This window comes from Pseudomonas fitomaticsae (genome assembly GCF_021018765.1).
In the GTDB taxonomy this organism is placed as follows: domain Bacteria; phylum Pseudomonadota; class Gammaproteobacteria; order Pseudomonadales; family Pseudomonadaceae; genus Aquipseudomonas; species Aquipseudomonas fitomaticsae.
Map to the genome: position 1 here is coordinate 1,059,224 of NZ_CP075567.1, position 15,942 is coordinate 1,075,165.

The 15,942-nt window shown below is 61.3% G+C and carries 16 protein-coding genes; 9 read left to right on the plus strand and 7 right to left on the minus strand.

Annotated features, from left to right (window positions below):
* Positions 1 to 42 precede the first annotated feature (42 nt).
* Positions 43 to 966, plus strand: coding sequence for a glucose-1-phosphate thymidylyltransferase RfbA (gene rfbA, locus KJY40_RS04625; RefSeq protein ID WP_230735273.1), 924 nt, complete (start codon positions 43 to 45; stop codon positions 964 to 966).
* 98 nt (positions 967 to 1,064) lie between these two features.
* On the opposite strand, the gene KJY40_RS04630 is transcribed toward rfbA, so the two are convergent.
* A complete protein-coding gene (locus tag KJY40_RS04630) occupies positions 1,065 to 2,201 on the minus strand; it encodes an LLM class flavin-dependent oxidoreductase (RefSeq protein ID WP_230735274.1) in 1,137 nt (378 codons plus the stop codon).
* Positions 2,202 to 2,326: 125 nt separating this feature from the next.
* Between KJY40_RS04630 and KJY40_RS04635 the strand changes: the two genes are divergently transcribed.
* From KJY40_RS04635 to KJY40_RS04665, 7 genes are all read left to right on the plus strand, one after another.
* Entirely contained in the window at positions 2,327 to 3,232 is a 906-nt protein-coding gene (locus KJY40_RS04635) for an NAD(P)-dependent oxidoreductase (protein ID WP_264302535.1), read from the plus strand.
* A 231-nt stretch (positions 3,233 to 3,463) separates the two neighbouring features.
* Positions 3,464 to 4,621 carry an acyl-CoA dehydrogenase family protein gene (locus KJY40_RS04640; RefSeq protein ID WP_230735278.1) on the plus strand — a complete coding sequence of 386 codons (1,158 nt, stop codon included), beginning with the start codon at positions 3,464 to 3,466 and terminating at the stop codon, positions 4,619 to 4,621.
* A gap of 135 nt (positions 4,622 to 4,756) precedes the next feature.
* Positions 4,757 to 5,857, plus strand: a complete 1,101-nt coding sequence (locus KJY40_RS04645; protein WP_230735280.1) for an efflux RND transporter periplasmic adaptor subunit — start codon at positions 4,757 to 4,759, stop codon at positions 5,855 to 5,857.
* The gene (locus tag KJY40_RS04650) at positions 5,854 to 8,931 is read left to right on the plus strand and encodes a MexW/MexI family multidrug efflux RND transporter permease subunit (protein ID WP_230735281.1); all 3,078 of its coding nucleotides are present in this window, start codon (positions 5,854 to 5,856) and stop codon (positions 8,929 to 8,931) included. Before KJY40_RS04645 ends, KJY40_RS04650 begins: the two co-directional genes overlap by 4 nt.
* Positions 8,932 to 8,940: 9 nt before the next feature.
* A complete protein-coding gene (locus KJY40_RS04655; protein WP_230735282.1) occupies positions 8,941 to 10,392 on the plus strand; it encodes an efflux transporter outer membrane subunit in 1,452 nt (483 codons plus the stop codon).
* Between the two features lie 130 nt (positions 10,393 to 10,522).
* Positions 10,523 to 10,888: an ArsR/SmtB family transcription factor gene (locus tag KJY40_RS04660; protein ID WP_085734068.1), complete on the plus strand. Its 366-nt coding sequence runs from the start codon at positions 10,523 to 10,525 to the stop codon at positions 10,886 to 10,888.
* Between the two features lie 74 nt (positions 10,889 to 10,962).
* Positions 10,963 to 11,520, plus strand: a complete 558-nt coding sequence (locus KJY40_RS04665; RefSeq protein ID WP_230735283.1) for a chorismate--pyruvate lyase family protein — start codon at positions 10,963 to 10,965, stop codon at positions 11,518 to 11,520.
* Between the two features lie 52 nt (positions 11,521 to 11,572).
* Here KJY40_RS04665 and KJY40_RS04670 read toward each other — a convergent pair whose 3' ends face one another.
* From KJY40_RS04670 to KJY40_RS04690, 5 genes are all read right to left on the minus strand, one after another.
* Entirely contained in the window at positions 11,573 to 11,848 is a 276-nt protein-coding gene (locus tag KJY40_RS04670) for a helix-turn-helix domain-containing protein (protein WP_007953837.1), read from the minus strand.
* Between the two features lie 59 nt (positions 11,849 to 11,907).
* A complete protein-coding gene (locus tag KJY40_RS04675; protein WP_230735285.1) occupies positions 11,908 to 12,417 on the minus strand; it encodes a flavin reductase in 510 nt (169 codons plus the stop codon).
* A gap of 146 nt (positions 12,418 to 12,563) precedes the next feature.
* Complete coding sequence (locus KJY40_RS04680) at positions 12,564 to 12,941, minus strand: MerR family transcriptional regulator (protein WP_085607998.1); 378 nt, start codon at positions 12,939 to 12,941, stop codon at positions 12,564 to 12,566.
* Between the two features lie 51 nt (positions 12,942 to 12,992).
* Positions 12,993 to 13,571 carry an NAD(P)H-dependent oxidoreductase gene (locus KJY40_RS04685; RefSeq protein WP_230735288.1) on the minus strand — a complete coding sequence of 193 codons (579 nt, stop codon included), beginning with the start codon at positions 13,569 to 13,571 and terminating at the stop codon, positions 12,993 to 12,995.
* 42 nt (positions 13,572 to 13,613) lie between these two features.
* Complete coding sequence (locus tag KJY40_RS04690) at positions 13,614 to 14,495, minus strand: LysR family transcriptional regulator (RefSeq protein WP_230735290.1); 882 nt, start codon at positions 14,493 to 14,495, stop codon at positions 13,614 to 13,616.
* Positions 14,496 to 14,740: 245 nt separating this feature from the next.
* On the opposite strand from KJY40_RS04690, the gene KJY40_RS04695 reads away from it, so the two are divergent.
* Positions 14,741 to 15,505: a sulfite exporter TauE/SafE family protein gene (locus KJY40_RS04695; RefSeq protein ID WP_230735292.1), complete on the plus strand. Its 765-nt coding sequence runs from the start codon at positions 14,741 to 14,743 to the stop codon at positions 15,503 to 15,505.
* Here the strand turns inward: KJY40_RS04695 and KJY40_RS04700 are convergent.
* A complete protein-coding gene (locus tag KJY40_RS04700; RefSeq protein ID WP_230735294.1) occupies positions 15,495 to 15,809 on the minus strand; it encodes a putative quinol monooxygenase in 315 nt (104 codons plus the stop codon). The genes KJY40_RS04695 and KJY40_RS04700 overlap by 11 nt on opposite strands.
* Between the last annotated feature and the right edge of the window lie 133 nt (positions 15,810 to 15,942).

A 15,942-nucleotide genomic window follows, 5' to 3' on the forward strand; every position in this document is an offset into this window, starting at 1 on the left:
ACACTCAGTCATTCAAATCACACTGCTTGAAAGGAAAAAAGCATGGCCAAGTACAAAGGAATTCTGCTGGCGGGCGGCGCCGGTTCGCGTCTGCACCCGATCACCCTGGGCGTCTCCAAACAGTCGCTGCCGGTGTATGACAAACCGATGATCTACTACCCGCTGTCGGTGCTGATGCTGGCGGAAATCCGCGAGATCCTGATCATCTCTACCCCGGAAGATCTGCCGGGCTTTCAGCGCATGCTCGGCGACGGCAGTCAGTTGGGCCTGAGCCTGAGCTACGCGGTGCAGCCGAGTCCGGACGGCCTTGCCCAGGCGTTCATCATCGGTCGCGAATTCGTCGGTGAAGACAACGTCTGCCTGGTGCTCGGCGACAACATTTTCTACGGCGCGGGCTTCGGTGAAACCCTGCTGCAAGCGGCGGCGCGTGATGAAGGCGCGACGGTGTTCGGTTACTACGTGGCCGACCCCGAGCGCTTTGGCGTGGTGGAATTCGATGCTGCCGGCAAGGCCCTGAGCATCTGCGAAAAGCCAAGCGAGCCGAAGTCGAACTACGCCGTCACCGGCCTGTATTTCTACGACAACGAAGTGCTGCAGATCGCCGCCGACATCAAGCCGTCGCCGCGCGGCGAGCTGGAGATCACCGACGTCAACAACGTCTACCTGCAACGCGGAAAACTGAACGTGTCGGTGATGGGCCGTGGCATGGCGTGGCTGGACACCGGCACCCACGATGCGTTGATGGAGGCGGGCAACTTCGTGCAGGCCATCGAGAAACGCCAGGGCCTGAAAATCGCCTGCCTCGAAGAGATCGCCTACAACAAGGGCTGGATCGACGACGCGCAATTGCTGGTGCACGCGGGCAGCATGAGCAAGACCGGTTACGGTCAGTATCTGGCCCGTTTGATCCACGATGACGTGGCGGTGGCGATGGATGCGCAGCGCCCGTTGAAAGGCGCTGCCTGATCCAGTGTGGGAGCGGGCTTGCTCGCGAAAGCGGACTTCCAGTCATCGATATTGTTGAATGTGCCGTCCTCTTCGCGGGCAAGCCCGCTCCCACAGGGTCAGTGGCCGGTCACGCTGTCGAGTTGTGTCGCTTTGACCGTGGGGCGTTGATCGGCCGGCGGGGTTTGCAAACGGGCCAGGCGGTTAGCGTGAGTCGGCGCTTCGGCCGCCAGCGGCGAGCGGCGTTTGCGGGTTTCTTCACGCAGTACCGGCAAGACTTCCTTGCCGAACATGTCGAGTTGTTCCAGCACGGTCTTCAGCGGAATGCCGCCATGGTCGAACAGGAACAGCTGGCGCTGATAGTCGCCGAAGTACTCGCGGAAGGTCAGGGTCTTGTCGATGATTTCCTGTGGGCTGCCGACGGCCAGCGGGGTCATCTCCATGAACTCTTCCAGGGACGGACCATGGCCATACACCGGGGCGTTGTCGAAGTAGGGACGGAATTCACGGCGCGCATCCTGCGAGTTGCGACGCATGAAAATATGCCCGCCGAGACCGACGATCGCCTGCTCCGGCGTGCCGTGACCGTAATGGGCAAACCGTGCGCGGTAGAACTCGACCAGCGCCATGAAATGCTCACGGGGCCAGAGGATGTGGCTGGCAAAAAAACCGTCGCCGTAATACGCGGCCTGTTCGGCGATTTCCGGGGTGCGGATCGAGCCGTGCCAGACGAAGGGCGGCAGGTCATCGAGGGGCCTCGGGATCGAGGTGAAGTTTTTCAGCGGGGTGCGAAAGCGTCCGCTCCAGTTGAGGTCTTCTTCGCGCCAGAGCCGGTGCAGCAGGCGATAGTTTTCCATCGCCAGTGGCAGACCGTCGGCGATGCTCTTGCCGAACCAGGGATAGACCGGCGCGGTGTTGCCCCGGCCGAGCATCAGGTCCATGCGGCCGCCGCAGAGGTTCTGCAGCAGCGAATATTCTTCGGCCAGACGCACCGGATCGTTGGTGCTGATCAGGGTGGTGGACGTCGAGAGAATGATGCGTTGGGTCTTGGCTGCGATGTAGGCCAGCAGCGTGGTGGGAGAGGAGGTGATGAACGGGGGATTGTGGTGCTCGCCGGTGGCGAACACGTCCAGTCCGATGTCTTCGGCCTTCTGCGCAATTTGCAGGGTGGCCTGGATGCGCTCGGATTCGCTGGGGGTACGGGCGTTGGTAGGGTCTTGTGTGACGTCGCCAACGGTGTAGATCCCGAATTGCATAAAGCCTCCTTGCCTTGGGTAAAGGTGTGTTTGAAACCCTTGCCACGAAGAATGAATCATCGCGGCACTTGAAATGTACGCCTGTACACGTACAATCGCAATTCTGCATCATCGTCTGAACGGCTTTGAACACCTCATCGAGAGAGGAGCGCGACATGGAACTGGGATTTATCGGTCTGGGCACGATGGGTGCGCCGATGGTGCTGAACCTGCTGAAAGCCGGGCATCGGGTCCGCGTGTGGAATCGTTCGACGGCGCCGCTGCAAGCACTGGCCGAGGCCGGAGCCGAAGCTGTCGAGACACCGGCACTGGCGGCGCAGGCCGAGGTGCTGATTTCGATGCTCGGCGATGACACGGCGATCCGTTCGGTGTTCTTCGACGCCAAGGCGCTGGACGGTCTGCGGGCCGGCAGCGTTCACGTCAACATGTCCACGGTGTCCGTGGCGCTGGCCAAGGAGCTGGCGGCCGTGCATGAGGCACGCGGCGTCGGTTACGTGTCGGCACCGGTGCTGGGGCGGGTCGATGTGGCGGCTGCCGGCAATCTGAACATTCTCGCCTCGGGACCTGCCGAAGCACTGGCCCGGGTTCAGCCGCTGTTCGATGTGCTGGGGCGCAAGACCTGGACGTTCGGCGACACGGCTGAAGTGGCCTGCGCCGCCAAACTGTCGGCCAACCTGATGATCGCGTCGGCAATCGAGTCCTTGGCCGAAGCCTCGACCCTGGCCGGCGGTTACGGCATCAGTCGCGGGGCGTTCATCGAAATGATCACTTCGACCCTGTTCGCCGTGCCGGTCTATCAGGGCTACGGCAAATTGATGGTCGATGAAAAATTCGAGCCGGCCGGTTTCAAGTTGTCGCTGGGTCTCAAGGATGTACGCCTGGCGCTGGAAGCCGGTGAAGCGGCGCAGGTGCCGCTGCCGTTTGCCAGCGTGTTGAAGGACAACCTGCTGGACGGCATGGCCCATGGTCAGGCCGATCAGGACTGGGCCTCACTGTCGAAAGTCAGTGACCGGCGTGCCGGCGTGAAGTAATCCAAAAGTTTCAAGCAACGTAACTTGTGCGCAAGTTACGTTGGCCTTTTGCGCCTTGCGTTATTGTCGGACAGTGATTGCTCTTTTATTGGGAAATGAAAGAAGTCTGATAATAGTGCTTGTCAAATGTACGACTGTAGACGTACATTTTTATCGGGGTTTAACAACAATAAAAAGTTCTGTCTGTTTTTTCGTCTGCTGATCGTAAATAAATAATAGCTAGGAGCCGTTATGAAAAATCTAATGCAATGGAACAGCCTTCCCTCCGAATCCAATGAATGGCTCGAGAAGGTGCGTGCACTGAATCCGCTGATTATTCAGCACCGCGATTACAGCGAGCAGACCAACGCGACGCACAAGGATGTGATGTCCCGATTCTTCAAGGAAGGTTTTGGTCGTACCTCGGTGTCCAAGGCGTTCGGCGGGTTCCAGGTCGATATCCAGACCACCTCGGCCCTGCTGCTGGAATTCGCTCGGTTTGATGCTTCGCTGTCCTGGCAGCTGGCGGTGCAAGTGGCGATGGGGCGCCTGTCGGACTACCTGCCGGAAGCCACTTCCGAAGCGATCTACAACCACTGCGACGGTTTCGTGATCGGCGCCATCCACTCCGGTGGCGAAGCGCTGCCGATGGGCGACGAGTACCTGCTCAGCGGCAAATGGGCGTTCGCCAGCGGCTCGGCCCACGCCGACTGGCTGGTCTGCACCGCCACCGTCAAAGGCACCGAAAACAACACCACTCCCGAAGTGCGGATGTTCTTTGTGCCCGCCAGCCAGTGCACCATCCTGCCGACCTGGGACACCCTGGGCATGCGCGGCACCGGCAGCCATCACTTCCAGTGCTCCAGCGTGATCGTCCACAAGTCCTTCTCGCTGGACGTCGAAACCCTCAAGCAATCCCCCGAAGCGCGCAGCTCCCGGGCCTACGCCACCGGCTACTACGAGTTCGGCACTTTGGCGGCGATGTCCACCGTGCTGGGCGTTGCCCGGGCTGCGGTCGATCATTTTCGCAATGACCGCGCCGTGAACACCGACCCGGGCCTGGAAGGGGTGATCTTCGAGAAGACCGGTCGCGCCATCTCCTCGGTACATACCGCACAACTGCTGCTGGAAGATGCGATCCACCAGGTGATCAACCGGGGTGAAACCATCGGCGAACCGGTCAGCGCCCGTGTCGGTCTGGCCGCCTCGGTGCTGACCGAGAACTCGGTCAATGCGGTCAACCAGATCTATTCGATGGCCGGTTCCAAAGCCGTCTACAAGTCGCACTTCCTGGAGCGTTGCTTCCGCGATATTCACACCGGTTCGAAGCACTTCACCCTGTCGCCTTTGAACTTGCACGGTATCGGCAAGTACTACCTGGATAAAACCAACGTACTGGCCGCGGCGTAACAGCGGATAAATAAAGCGGGCGCGTTTACAAGTGAAAGTTCACAGGGATCGATAACGCGCCCGCCTTAAGTTGCACCTTTATTTTCTTAAAACTCAAACTTTTGTGCTCGCAGCAAAGAGTCAAGGGAGTGCCACATGCTTGCTCGAAACATTATCAAGTCGCTGATCTTTATTATTCTTGTGGTGGTGTTGTCCGCTGCACTGGGCTGGCGTTTCTGGTCGCCGCCACCGGCGGCGGCCGAGCAACGGATTCCCAGCACCCGGGTCGGTCTGGCCGTGGTCAAGAAGCAGCCGTACACCTACTACCTCGAAGCCATCGGCAAACTCGAAGCCCAGCGTCAGGTGCTGGTCTCGGCTGAAGTCAGCGGCAAAGTGGTGGACATCGATTTCGAGTCCGGTGATGAAGTGAAGGCGGGGCAGGTGCTGCTCAAGCTCAACGATGCGCCGGAGCAGGGCGAACTGGTGCGCCTCAAAGGCGAGTACGAATCGGCCAAGGCGCAGTTCGCCCGGGTCCAGGAACTGGCCAAGACCGGCGCCGAAAGTCGTCGCGCCTTCGACAGTGCACGCGCTCAATACGACGCGGCCAAGGGCGACATGGAGCGCATGCAGGCGCAGATCGCTCAACGCCATATCCGCGCGCCGTTCGCCGGCACCCTCGGCATTCGCCAGGCGCATCTGGGCCAATACCTGCAAGCCGGCAGCGCGGTGGCGACCCTGACGGATCCGGGCCTGCTGCGCGTCAACTTCACCCTCGCCGAGCGCGATGGCTCGCAAGTGCAACTGGGCCAGACCGTGCAGGCCAAGGTCGATGCCTGGGGTGATGTGACCTTCGCCGGCAAGATCGTCGCGGTCGATCCGCAGATCAACCAGTCCCACACCATCAACGTTCAAGCGGTCATCACCGACACGCAAAAACGCCTGCGCCCCGGCATGTATGCACGGGTCTCGGTGACCCTGCCGCAGACCGCCGAGCTGCTGATCCCTGAAACCGCGATCACCTACAACGCCTACGGCGAGAGCGTGTTCTCGGTCTACACCGACGAAACCGGCGTGCAGAAGGTCAAGCGTGAAAGCATCAAGGTCGGCGAGCGCCGCGATGGCTGGGCGGTGGTCGACAAAGGCCTGACCGAAGGCGTGCAAGTGGTGACGTCCGGCCAGCTCAAGCTCCACGACGGCGTAGCGGTGGAAGGCGTGCCGGACACGATTGCTCTTAAACTCAGTGGGCTGGAAAAATGAATTTCACCGACCTCTTTCTTCGCCGCCCGGTGCTGGCCGTGGTGGTCAGCACGCTGATCCTGCTGTTCGGCGTGCGCGCGCTGATGAACCTGCCGATCCGCCAGTACCCGATGCTGGAAACGTCGACCATCACGGTCACGACCCAGTATCCCGGCGCCTCTTCGGAACTGATGCAAGGCTTCGTCACGCAGCCGATCAGCCAGGCCGTGGCCTCGGTCGAAGGCATCGACTATCTGTCGTCGACCTCGACCCAGGGCCGCAGCCAGGTGACGATCCGCATGGCGCTCAACAGTGACTCCATCGCGGCGCTGACCGAGGTCATGGCCAAGGTCAACCAGATCAAATATCGCTTGCCGAAGGACGCTTACGACCCGGTGGTGGAGCGCACTTCCGGCGGCTTCACCAGCGTGGCCTACGTCGCGTTCGCCAGCTCCAACCTGACCATTCCGGAGATGTCGGATTACATCTCCCGCGTCGTCGAGCCGATGTTCGCCGGCATCGAAGGCGTGGCCAAGATCAACATCATGGGCGAGCAGAAACTGTCCATGCGCCTGTGGCTCGATCCGCAGCGTCTGGCCGGTTACGGCATGACCGGGCAGGACGTGTCGGCGGCCATCGAGGGCAACAACTTCCAGGCGGCTCCGGGTCAGGTCAAAGGCCTGTACGTGGTCAGCAACCTGCGGGTCAATACTGACCTGAACAGCGTCGAAGACTTCCGCAACATGGTGCTGCGCAACGACAACGGCCACATCATCCGTGTGCGTGACGTCGGCACTGTGGAACTGAACGCAGCCTCCACCGACACCAGCGGCGCGATGAGCGACGTACCGGCGCTGTTCCTCGGCCTGGACGCCGCGCCGACCGGCAACCCGCTGGTCATCGTCAAACGTGTGCGCGAATTGCTGCCGCAGATTCAGGAAACCCTGCCGCCGGGCGTGACCGTGCAGATCCCGTTCGAAGTGGCGCACTTCATTCAGTCGTCGATCGACGAGGTGAGCTACACCCTGCTCGAAGCGCTGGTGATCGTGGTGCTGGTGATTTACCTGTGCCTGGGCACGTTCCGCACCGTGCTGATTCCGCTGGTGACCATTCCGCTGTCGATGCTCGGCGCGGCGATGCTGATGCAGATGTTCGGCTTCAGCCTCAACCTGCTGACCCTGCTCGCCATGGTGCTGGCCATCGGGCTGGTGGTGGACGACGCCATCGTCGTGGTGGAGAACGTTCACCGTCACATCGAAGAGGGCAAGACGCCGTTCGACGCCGCACTGATCGGCGCCCGTGAAGTGGCCGGTCCGGTGGTGGCGATGACCTTCACTCTGGCGGCGGTGTATGCGCCGATCGGTCTGATGGGCGGCCTCACGGGCACGCTGTTCAAGGAGTTCGCGCTGACCCTGGCGGGCGCCGTGGTGATTTCCGGCATCGTCGCCCTGACCCTGTCGCCGATCATGAGTACCCGCCTGCTGGACGCGAAAACCAGCGAAGGCTTCATGGCGGTCAAGGCAGATCGTTTCTTCCAGTACCTGTCCCGTCGTTATGGCGCGCTGCTCGGCGGTTCGCTGGCACGTCGCTGGATCAGCCTGAGCGTGGCGCTGGTGATTTTCTTCAGTCTGCCGTTCCTCTATCGCTCGGCGCAGACCGAACTGGCACCGCTGGAAGACCAGAACATCCTGCTGACCGCGATCAAGGCGCCGCAGCACGCCAACCTGAACTACCTCGAAGCCTACGCCCACGAGCTGTACAAGACCTTCAACGAAATCCCCGAGGGTTACAGCAACTGGGTGGCGAACGGTTCCGACGGGCTGTCCAACAGCGTCGGCGGGATCAACCTGGTGGACTGGGAAAAACGCGGCCGCGACGCCAACACCATCCAGCCTGACTTGCAGGCGCGGGTGAACCAGATCGAAGGCACGAGCATTTTCGTGTTCCAGATGCCGCCGTTGCCGGGCTCCACCGGTGGCTTGCCGGTACAGATGGTGATCCGCAGCGATCAGGAATACCTGGCGCTGTACAACGTGATGGATCAGCTCAAGCAGGCGGCGCAGGCCAGCGGTCTGTTCGCGGTGGTCGACAGTGATCTGGACTTCAACAACCCGGTGGTGGAAATCCAGGTTGACCGGGCCAAGGCCAACGCCCTGGGCATCCGCATGCAGGACATCGGTGAGACGCTCAACAGCCTGATCGGCGAGAAGTACGTCAACCGGTTCTCGTTCCACGGCCGCTCCTACGACGTGATTCCGCAGTCGGTGTCGGCGGATCGCCTGACCCCGGAAACCCTGAAGCTGTATTACGTGAAGGATCAGAAGGGCAATCCGGTGCCGCTGTCGACGCTGGCCACTCTCAGCGTCAAGGTCGAGCCGAATCGCCTGACCCAGTTCAACCAGCAGAACTCCGCCACGTTCCAGGCCATTCCGGCGCCGGGCGTGACGTTGGGTGATGCGGTGGGCTTCCTGCAAAAACAATCGGAAGGCTTCCCGGCCGGCTTCAGTTTCGACTGGCAGTCCGACGCCCGCCAATACGTGCAGGAAGGCAACAGCCTGGCGTTCACCTTCGGCCTGGCCCTGGTGATCATCTACCTGGTGCTGAGCGTGCAGTACGAGAGCTTCCGCGACCCGTTCATCATTCTGATCAGCGTGCCGCTGTCGATCTGCGGGGCCCTGGTGCCGCTGGCGCTGGGCATGACGTCGATGAACATTTACACCCAGATCGGCCTGATCACGCTGATCGGTCTGATCAGTAAGCACGGGATTTTGATGGTCGCCTTCGCCAACGAGTTGCAGCGCCAGCAAGGCATGGACCGCGTGCAAGCGATCCAGCACGCCGCGCAGGTGCGTCTGCGGCCGATCCTGATGACCACTGCGGCGATGGTGGTCGGCCTCGCGCCGCTGCTGTTCGCCAGCGGTGCCGGCGCCAACAGCCGCTTCGGCCTGGGCCTGGTGATTGTGGTGGGAATGCTGATCGGCACCTTGTTCACCCTGTTCATTCTGCCGTCGGTGTACACGCTGCTCAGTTCGATCAAGCAACCGAGCCACGCACCCGAAGCCGAGCCGGCCGGCGTGCCGCAACCCATCCTGTGAGGACGTGACATGCATTCGATTACACGTTTGATGCTGGCGCCGCTGGCGGCGTCCATCCTGTTGGCGGCCGGTTGTGTGAACTACGCCGGGATCGATCATCAGGGCAAATTGCTGGCGGTCGGCGATGCGCCGTCCGACAGCCTGAAAGACAAACTGCCGCCGGCCCAATGGCCGCGTGCGGACTGGTGGACATCGCTGGGCGACCCACGTCTGGGTGCGCTGATCGAAGAGGCGTATGCCAGCAACCCGGACTTGCAGGAAGTCGCTGCCCGGGTCGCCAAGGCCAACGCATTTCTCGACCTGCGCGACGCCGAGCGTTATCCGGAAATGGACGCATCGGCGGGTGTCACTCGCGGTCGGCTGTCGCGCTTCGAGGACTACAGCGGCGAGGGCCACAAGTATTTCACCGCACGCAATCTGGCGGTCAATTTCGGCTACACCTTCGACCTCTGGGGCGGCCAGCGCGCCGCGTGGGAATCGGCGCTCAACAGCGCACGAGCGGCGGAAGTCGATCTGCAATCGTCGCGGCTGATTCTCGCGGTCAACGTGGTCAAGGCGTACAACCAGTTGGCCTATGCGTGGCAAGTCTCGGAGCTCAATCAACGGGATCTGGAGCGCCTGAGCAAACTGGTGGAGCTGACGGATTCGCGCTATGGCTCGGGCCTCGACAACCTGTCGCAACTCAAGCAAGTGCAGAGCCTCAAGGCGCGTTCGGAATCGACCCTGATCGGCGCCAACGAAGACATCGAAATTGCTCGCCTTCAATTGTCGGCGCTGATCGGCAAGGGCGTCGATCGTGCGCACACCCTTGAGCGGCCATCGAATCTGCAAGCGAGTGTGGTGGCTTTGCCGGCGCAGTTGCCGGCTCAACTACTGGGCCGTCGTCCGGACATCGTCGCCGCACGCTGGCGCGTGGAGGCCGAGACCAAGAATGTCGAGGCGGTGAAGACCACGTTCTACCCGAACATCAATCTGGTGGCGGCGGCGGGGTCCCATGCGCTGACCGGTGATGCATTGTTCGCCGGGGTCAGCAAGTTCTGGAATGTTGCGCCGACGGTGTCGCTGCCGATCTTCGATGCGGGGCGTCTGCGCTCCGATCTGAAGGCCGGCAATGCCGAGCTCGACAGCTCGATCGCGCAGTACAACCGGGTGTTGAATTCGGCCCTGCACGAGGTGGCGATTTCGGTGACGCAGTTGCGTTCTTTCGAGCAGCAGATCGTCGTGCAGCGCGATGCCTGTTCGATTGCGCAGTCGTCTTACGATCTGTCGCAGTCGCGCTACAAGGCCGGGGAGGACACGTTCCTCGATGCGCTGAACATCGAGCAGCAATTGATCCAGGACGAAATGCGCCTGGCCTTCCTCAAAAGCAAGCACATCGACAGTTCGGTTTCGTTGATGGCGGCGCTGGGCGGCGGCTTCCAGGCGCCTGCGCTGGAGACAGCGCAGAGCAGCGATTTGTAATTGTTTTGCGGGACGCCGCCCTCGGGGCGGCTGTCGCGGGGAAAAAGCATCTTGTGTATAGTCTTACTGTTCTCGTATAGACGAATACAAGCCGGATTTTTCCCGCCTATATCATCAAGGGTACCTACCTATGAACGTCCCGAATCATCCCAATCAGGATCAGATCCTTCTGGAAAATGTGCTGAACGCATTGGGAAGCCCGCTGCGCCTGACCGTGTTGAAAGTGTTGTCCGATGGCCAGGAACATCCATGCGGCCGGATCCTCAAGGGCGCATCGAAGTCGACCATGACCCACCACTGGCGGGTGCTGCGCGACAGCGGTCTGATTTGGCAGCGCCCTTACGGTCGGGAAAACCTGCTGTCCCTGCGTCGTGAAGACATGGACATGCGTTTTCCGGGATTGCTCGACTCGCTGCTGTCGGCGGTCAAGACCGATGAACAGACCATCAGCGTCATCAGCAAACACGAAGTGACCGAAGAAAACGGAACCGAGTGACAGTCACCGCCGGTGAAGGGTTGGCCTTCCACGGCAACCAACAATTCACCATCACCAGGAAGGTGTGAGCGGGTATGGATACAAGTCATTACTGGTCATCGCGACCGCTGTCGGAATTGACCGGCTCCGAGCATCACTGGCTGTTTTTGCCCGGGGCATTGACCCCACGTCTGAAAGCCATGGGCGATTATTCAATCGAAGTTGTCGAGCAGTCCCATGGCCCGCTCAATCCTGAAGAAGCGCAAGCGCTGAACGTTCCGGCAAACACCATTGGCTGGGTGCGCGAAGTGGTGATGAAACTCGATGGCGAAGCCTGCGTCACCGCGCGCAGCCTGACCAGCGTGCCGGCGCTGAATGGCGACTGGGCGGATCTGAACGGTTATGGCCGTCGACCGCTGGCCGAGATTCTCTACACCTCGGAGCAGACCCTGCGCGAGCCTTTCCAGTGCGCCTTGCTGTCCCCCGGCGCACCGCTGGCGGCGCTGTCCTATCGCTTCGCGCCACAGGCGAAACGGCTGCTGGCCCGGCGTTCGCGTTTCACCCGCAATGGCTCGGCGCTGCTGGTCAGCGAGTGCTTTTTGCCGGCGTTCTGGGCACGGGTTGAGTACGCTCAGGCGCTCAAGTCGGCCTGATGAAAAAAACCTGCGGGCGTTCACGCCCGCAGGTTTTTTTTTCGCCTGTTTTTCAGAGCCGGATCACCGCTTCGATCTGCTTGATGGCCGGCGTCAGCGCCTGCGCCAGTTGCTCAGCTTTCGAGGTCGGGCGCATGGTTCTCGACGAGCGCAGAAACAACGGATCATCGAACCGCTTGCGCAGCCGTGCCAGCGATCCGCTGATGGCGGGTTGTTTGACGTGCAGGCGCTCGGCCGTGCGTGACACGCTGCGTTCGCGGAACAGCACCAGGAAAATGATGATCAGGTTCAGGTCGATATCCGCGAAGTTGTCTTCATTGAATAGCATGGTTACATCCCTGTCATGACCCGCCGGCAGGCTTCAGCCGAGGCCGGCGGGTGTCTGGATCACTGCTCCGGTGCCAGGCGCAGTTCGTCGTTCAGACGGTAGTAACTGCGGTTGAAATAGACCAGGCCTTCCGTGGCCTCGCTGTGTTGCTGCAGTTCGAGGATTTCACAGTAGAAGATGCTGTGGGTGCCGACCTCGTCGACCTTGCTGACCCGGCAATCAAGGCTGACCAGCGCCTCCTGGATCACCGGCGAGCCGGTCTTGAGGGTCTGGCAATTCACGCTGGAAAAACGCTCCTGCATGCTCAACTGCCGATTGGCGAACGCGCCGGACGTCGACTGATGGTCACCGGTCAGGACGTTCACACACAGCACGCCATTGGTCTTGAAATGCTCGTGATTGGACGACGAGCGATTGACGCACACCAGCAGCGTCGGAGGTGAATCCGTCACGCTGCACACCGCCGACGCGGTAAAGCCGAAACGCCCCGCAGGGCCATCGGTCGTGACGATGGTGACGGCACTCCCCAGCATCGCCATTGCATTACGAAACTCCGTTGAATCAACCATCGCGTCACCTCATTCCATGTAGGTTTAATGGAGCCGATCCGTTCTTCCTTGTCCGTTGTCGTTGTGCGAAAACGGGTACCGGGCAACACGTTCGCTCTGGCGATATAGTACGTATGTATGCGTACCTTGCAAGCTATTCCTTGTGCTTATTTTGCCGTCGATACGCTCGACAGGCATTGCTGTTGCGCGTGTTCAAGACTGGCCTCCAGCGCGCTCAATTCCTCTTGCTGTCGGCTGAGTTTCAAGAGCTGCGCCGCGATCTCTCTCTGCTTGTCGGCAATCGCGCGGCGGGCTTTTTCGTAGGGTGACAATTCCGGTTGGCCGGCAAAGATCGCCTGCAATTCCCTGAGGCGAAAACCCAGTGCCTGTGCGCATTTGATAAAGCTCAGCAGTTCGACCGTCTGCGGGTCGTAAACCCGGTATTTGCCCTGGCGCGGGGCCTCGGGCAGAAGGCCGATCGACTCGTAATGGCGGATGGTCTTGATCGTGGTTCCCGAACGCTGTGCGGCCTGGCCGATGTACATGTGCAAATCCCTTTTCTCCGTCAGCGGGCATGCGCACCAATAGCGGAAAACTCAACAGCAGGCAATCGATCCGGCCTGCTTCAGCCAGGTTTCGCGCTGATGGTCGCTGGCGCCGAGTACCGGCCCGAAGGTCAGCGTCCGGCGCGGTTCGATCCCGCAGAACGCCAGGGTATTTCTGCGCACTTCGTGCAGGCCGGGCATGCGATAGATCCAGCGGTAATACCAGGGCGGGGTGTCCATGGTGACCAGCAGGTGGGCGCTGCGACCGTGCAGGAGTTTGTCGGGAAATGCCTTGCCCTGGCGGTATTTGAAAGCGAAACCGGGGAGCAGGACACGGTCGAAAAAACCTTTGAGCAGCGCCGGAATCCCGCCCCACCAGATCGGGTACACCAGCGTCAGGTGTTCGGCCCACAGCAGGTCGGCCTGTGCCTGGAGCAGATCCGGTTCAAGTTTCTGGGCTCGGCTGTAGCCGTCGCGCAGGATCGGGTCGAAATCGAGCTGGCCGAGGGACAGTTGCCGCACCTCGTGCCCGGCCTCGCGGGCCGATTCCAAATAGCGTCCGGCCAGTGCCGCGCAAAAACTTTCGCTGGATGGATGGCCGAGAATCAACAAAATCCGCTTGCCCATCATGACTGCCCCTGAGGAAGAAACCCCAAGGTTAAAGTCTGCCCCTCAGGGCAGAGTCAAGGCATCCAGCAATGCGCGGGCATAGGCGGGGAGGGCGGCGAAGTCTCGGGCGCACAGCAACAGTTCGCGCCTGGCCCAGCCTTCATTCATCGGCAGGGTCTTGAAGGCTTGCGGCGTGGCGCGCTGAACCGCCGCCAGCGGCACGATGCCCAGGCCGGCGCTTCGGGCCACCATGCGCATCACGCCGTCGAAACCATCGGCACGGATGCGGATCTGCATCCGCGAACCGCTGTGCAGGGCCTGTTCTTCCAGGTACACCGCCAGCGCGCTGTCGGCATGCAGCCCGACGAAGTCGTGGCGCAGGGCGTCGCTGAAACTGACTTCGGTCGCGTCAGACAGCGGATGTTCCAAAGGCAGAATCAGCACCAGCGGATCATCGCGAAAGGCTCGGGTCTGCAAGTCGGTGGTGTCGATCGCGTCGGACACAATGCCCAGATCCGCCGCGCCCTGACGCAAGGCATGGGTGATGCGGGCGCTGGGCAGTTCCTGCAGATCGATGTCGAGGTTGGGGTGTTCACGCAGGAAATCCGCCAGCACCTCCGGCAGGTATTCGCTGAGTGCCGTGGTGTTGCACAACAGACGCACCTGACCTTTGACGCCGCGCGCGTACTCGGCCAGATCCTGTTGCAGACGTTCCGCCTGTTGCAGCAACACCCGCGCATGTTGCGCCAGGGCTTTACCGGCCGGTGTCGGCGTAACGCCACGGCGCCCGCGCTCAAGAAACTCGGTGCCCAGCGATGCTTCCATCGCCCGGATCCGCGCACTCGCCGCCGCCAGCGACAGATGACTGCGTGCGGCGCCGGCGGTGATGTTGCCGCTGTCGAGGATGTGCAGGTAAAGGCGCAGGTCGGTGAGGTCGAAGTGCATGGGACAGCCTCAATATCAGTGGTGTCAGTCCTGACGCCTTCGCGGGCAAGCCCGCTCCCACAGGTCCCGATGTCGAACACAAGTTCTGCGTACAACACAGACACTGTGGGAGCGGGCTTGGTCCGGGCGGCGATCCGACGAAGAGGCCAGCGGCCGCAAAGAATTAACAAGCCTCTTGTGTAGGTAGAGGCTGCCTCAGTGTATGACAGATTTTCAGTTCATCCGCGCAAGCGCAGAGTGTGGCCATGAACGCACTCGCAGACTTCTACCAAAACCTCGGTCTCGCCCTGTCATTGCTGGTAATCGCGACCTTCGTCGTCGCCGGCATGATCAAGGGCGTGATCGGCCTCGGCCTGCCCACCGTCGCCATGGGTTTGCTCGGTCTGGCTATGGCACCGTCGCAGGCTGCGGCGTTGCTGATCATTCCGGCGACCCTCACTAACGTCTGGCAACTGGCGTTCGGCGGGCATTTGCGAGGGCTGGTGAAACGCTTGTGGCCTATGCTGGTGGCGATCTTTCTCGGCACGGCCTTCGGCACTTTGTGGATCGGCATGGCCGGCGGGCATTGGGTGGTGCGCGGGCTTGGCGCGGCGTTGTTGCTTTATGCGCTGAGCGGATTGTTTCTGCCGACGCTGAGTGTCAGTCGTCAGCATGAGCCTTGGCTTGGTCCGCTCTGTGGCGTGATCACCGGCGTCATCACTTCGGCCACTGGCGTGTTCGTGATTCCCGCCGTCCCGTACATGCAGGCCCTGGGCTTGAGCCGCGATGAACTAGTGCAGGCGCTAGGCCTGTCCTTCACCGTGTCGACCCTGGCGCTGGCCGGCGGATTGCTCTGGCGTGGGTCGCTCGGCGGCGCAGAATTGAGCGCCTCGCTGCTGGCCCTGATCCCGGCCGTGCTCGGCATGCTGCTCGGCCAATGGCTGCGTCAGCGCATCAGCGCCGTGCTGTTCAAGCGGGTGTTTTTCATCGGTCTGGGCGCGCTCGGCGCCCATCTGTTGATCAGCGGCTAGCGGATGATGCACTGAGCATTTCAATCGGGCGGATATCGAAATCACGCTCCAGATACTCCATGCGCCGGGCCAGGAACTGCTGCATGTGCGGCAGGTTCGAGTGCACGTCCAGATGCGCCTGGGTTTCCCAGATCTCGTAGAAAATGAACAGGCTCGGGTCTTCCTTGTCGCGCAGCATGTGGTACTCGATGCAGCCGGGTTCGGCGCGGCTCGGCTCGACGTAGGCGCGGAAAAACGCCTCGAAGGCCTCGGCTTTTTCCGGGCGGGTCTTGGCGTGCAGGATGAAACCCTGGCGTTCGCTCATCGCAAAAAAACTCCTCAGATTCAGATGGCGGCCAATCCTACGGCAACAATCGGCGTTCGATTCGTGCGTTTTACTCAAATGAATTTTGCGCAACCGGTGCTTATTCCGCGCGAGGCGGATCGCTAATCTGCCG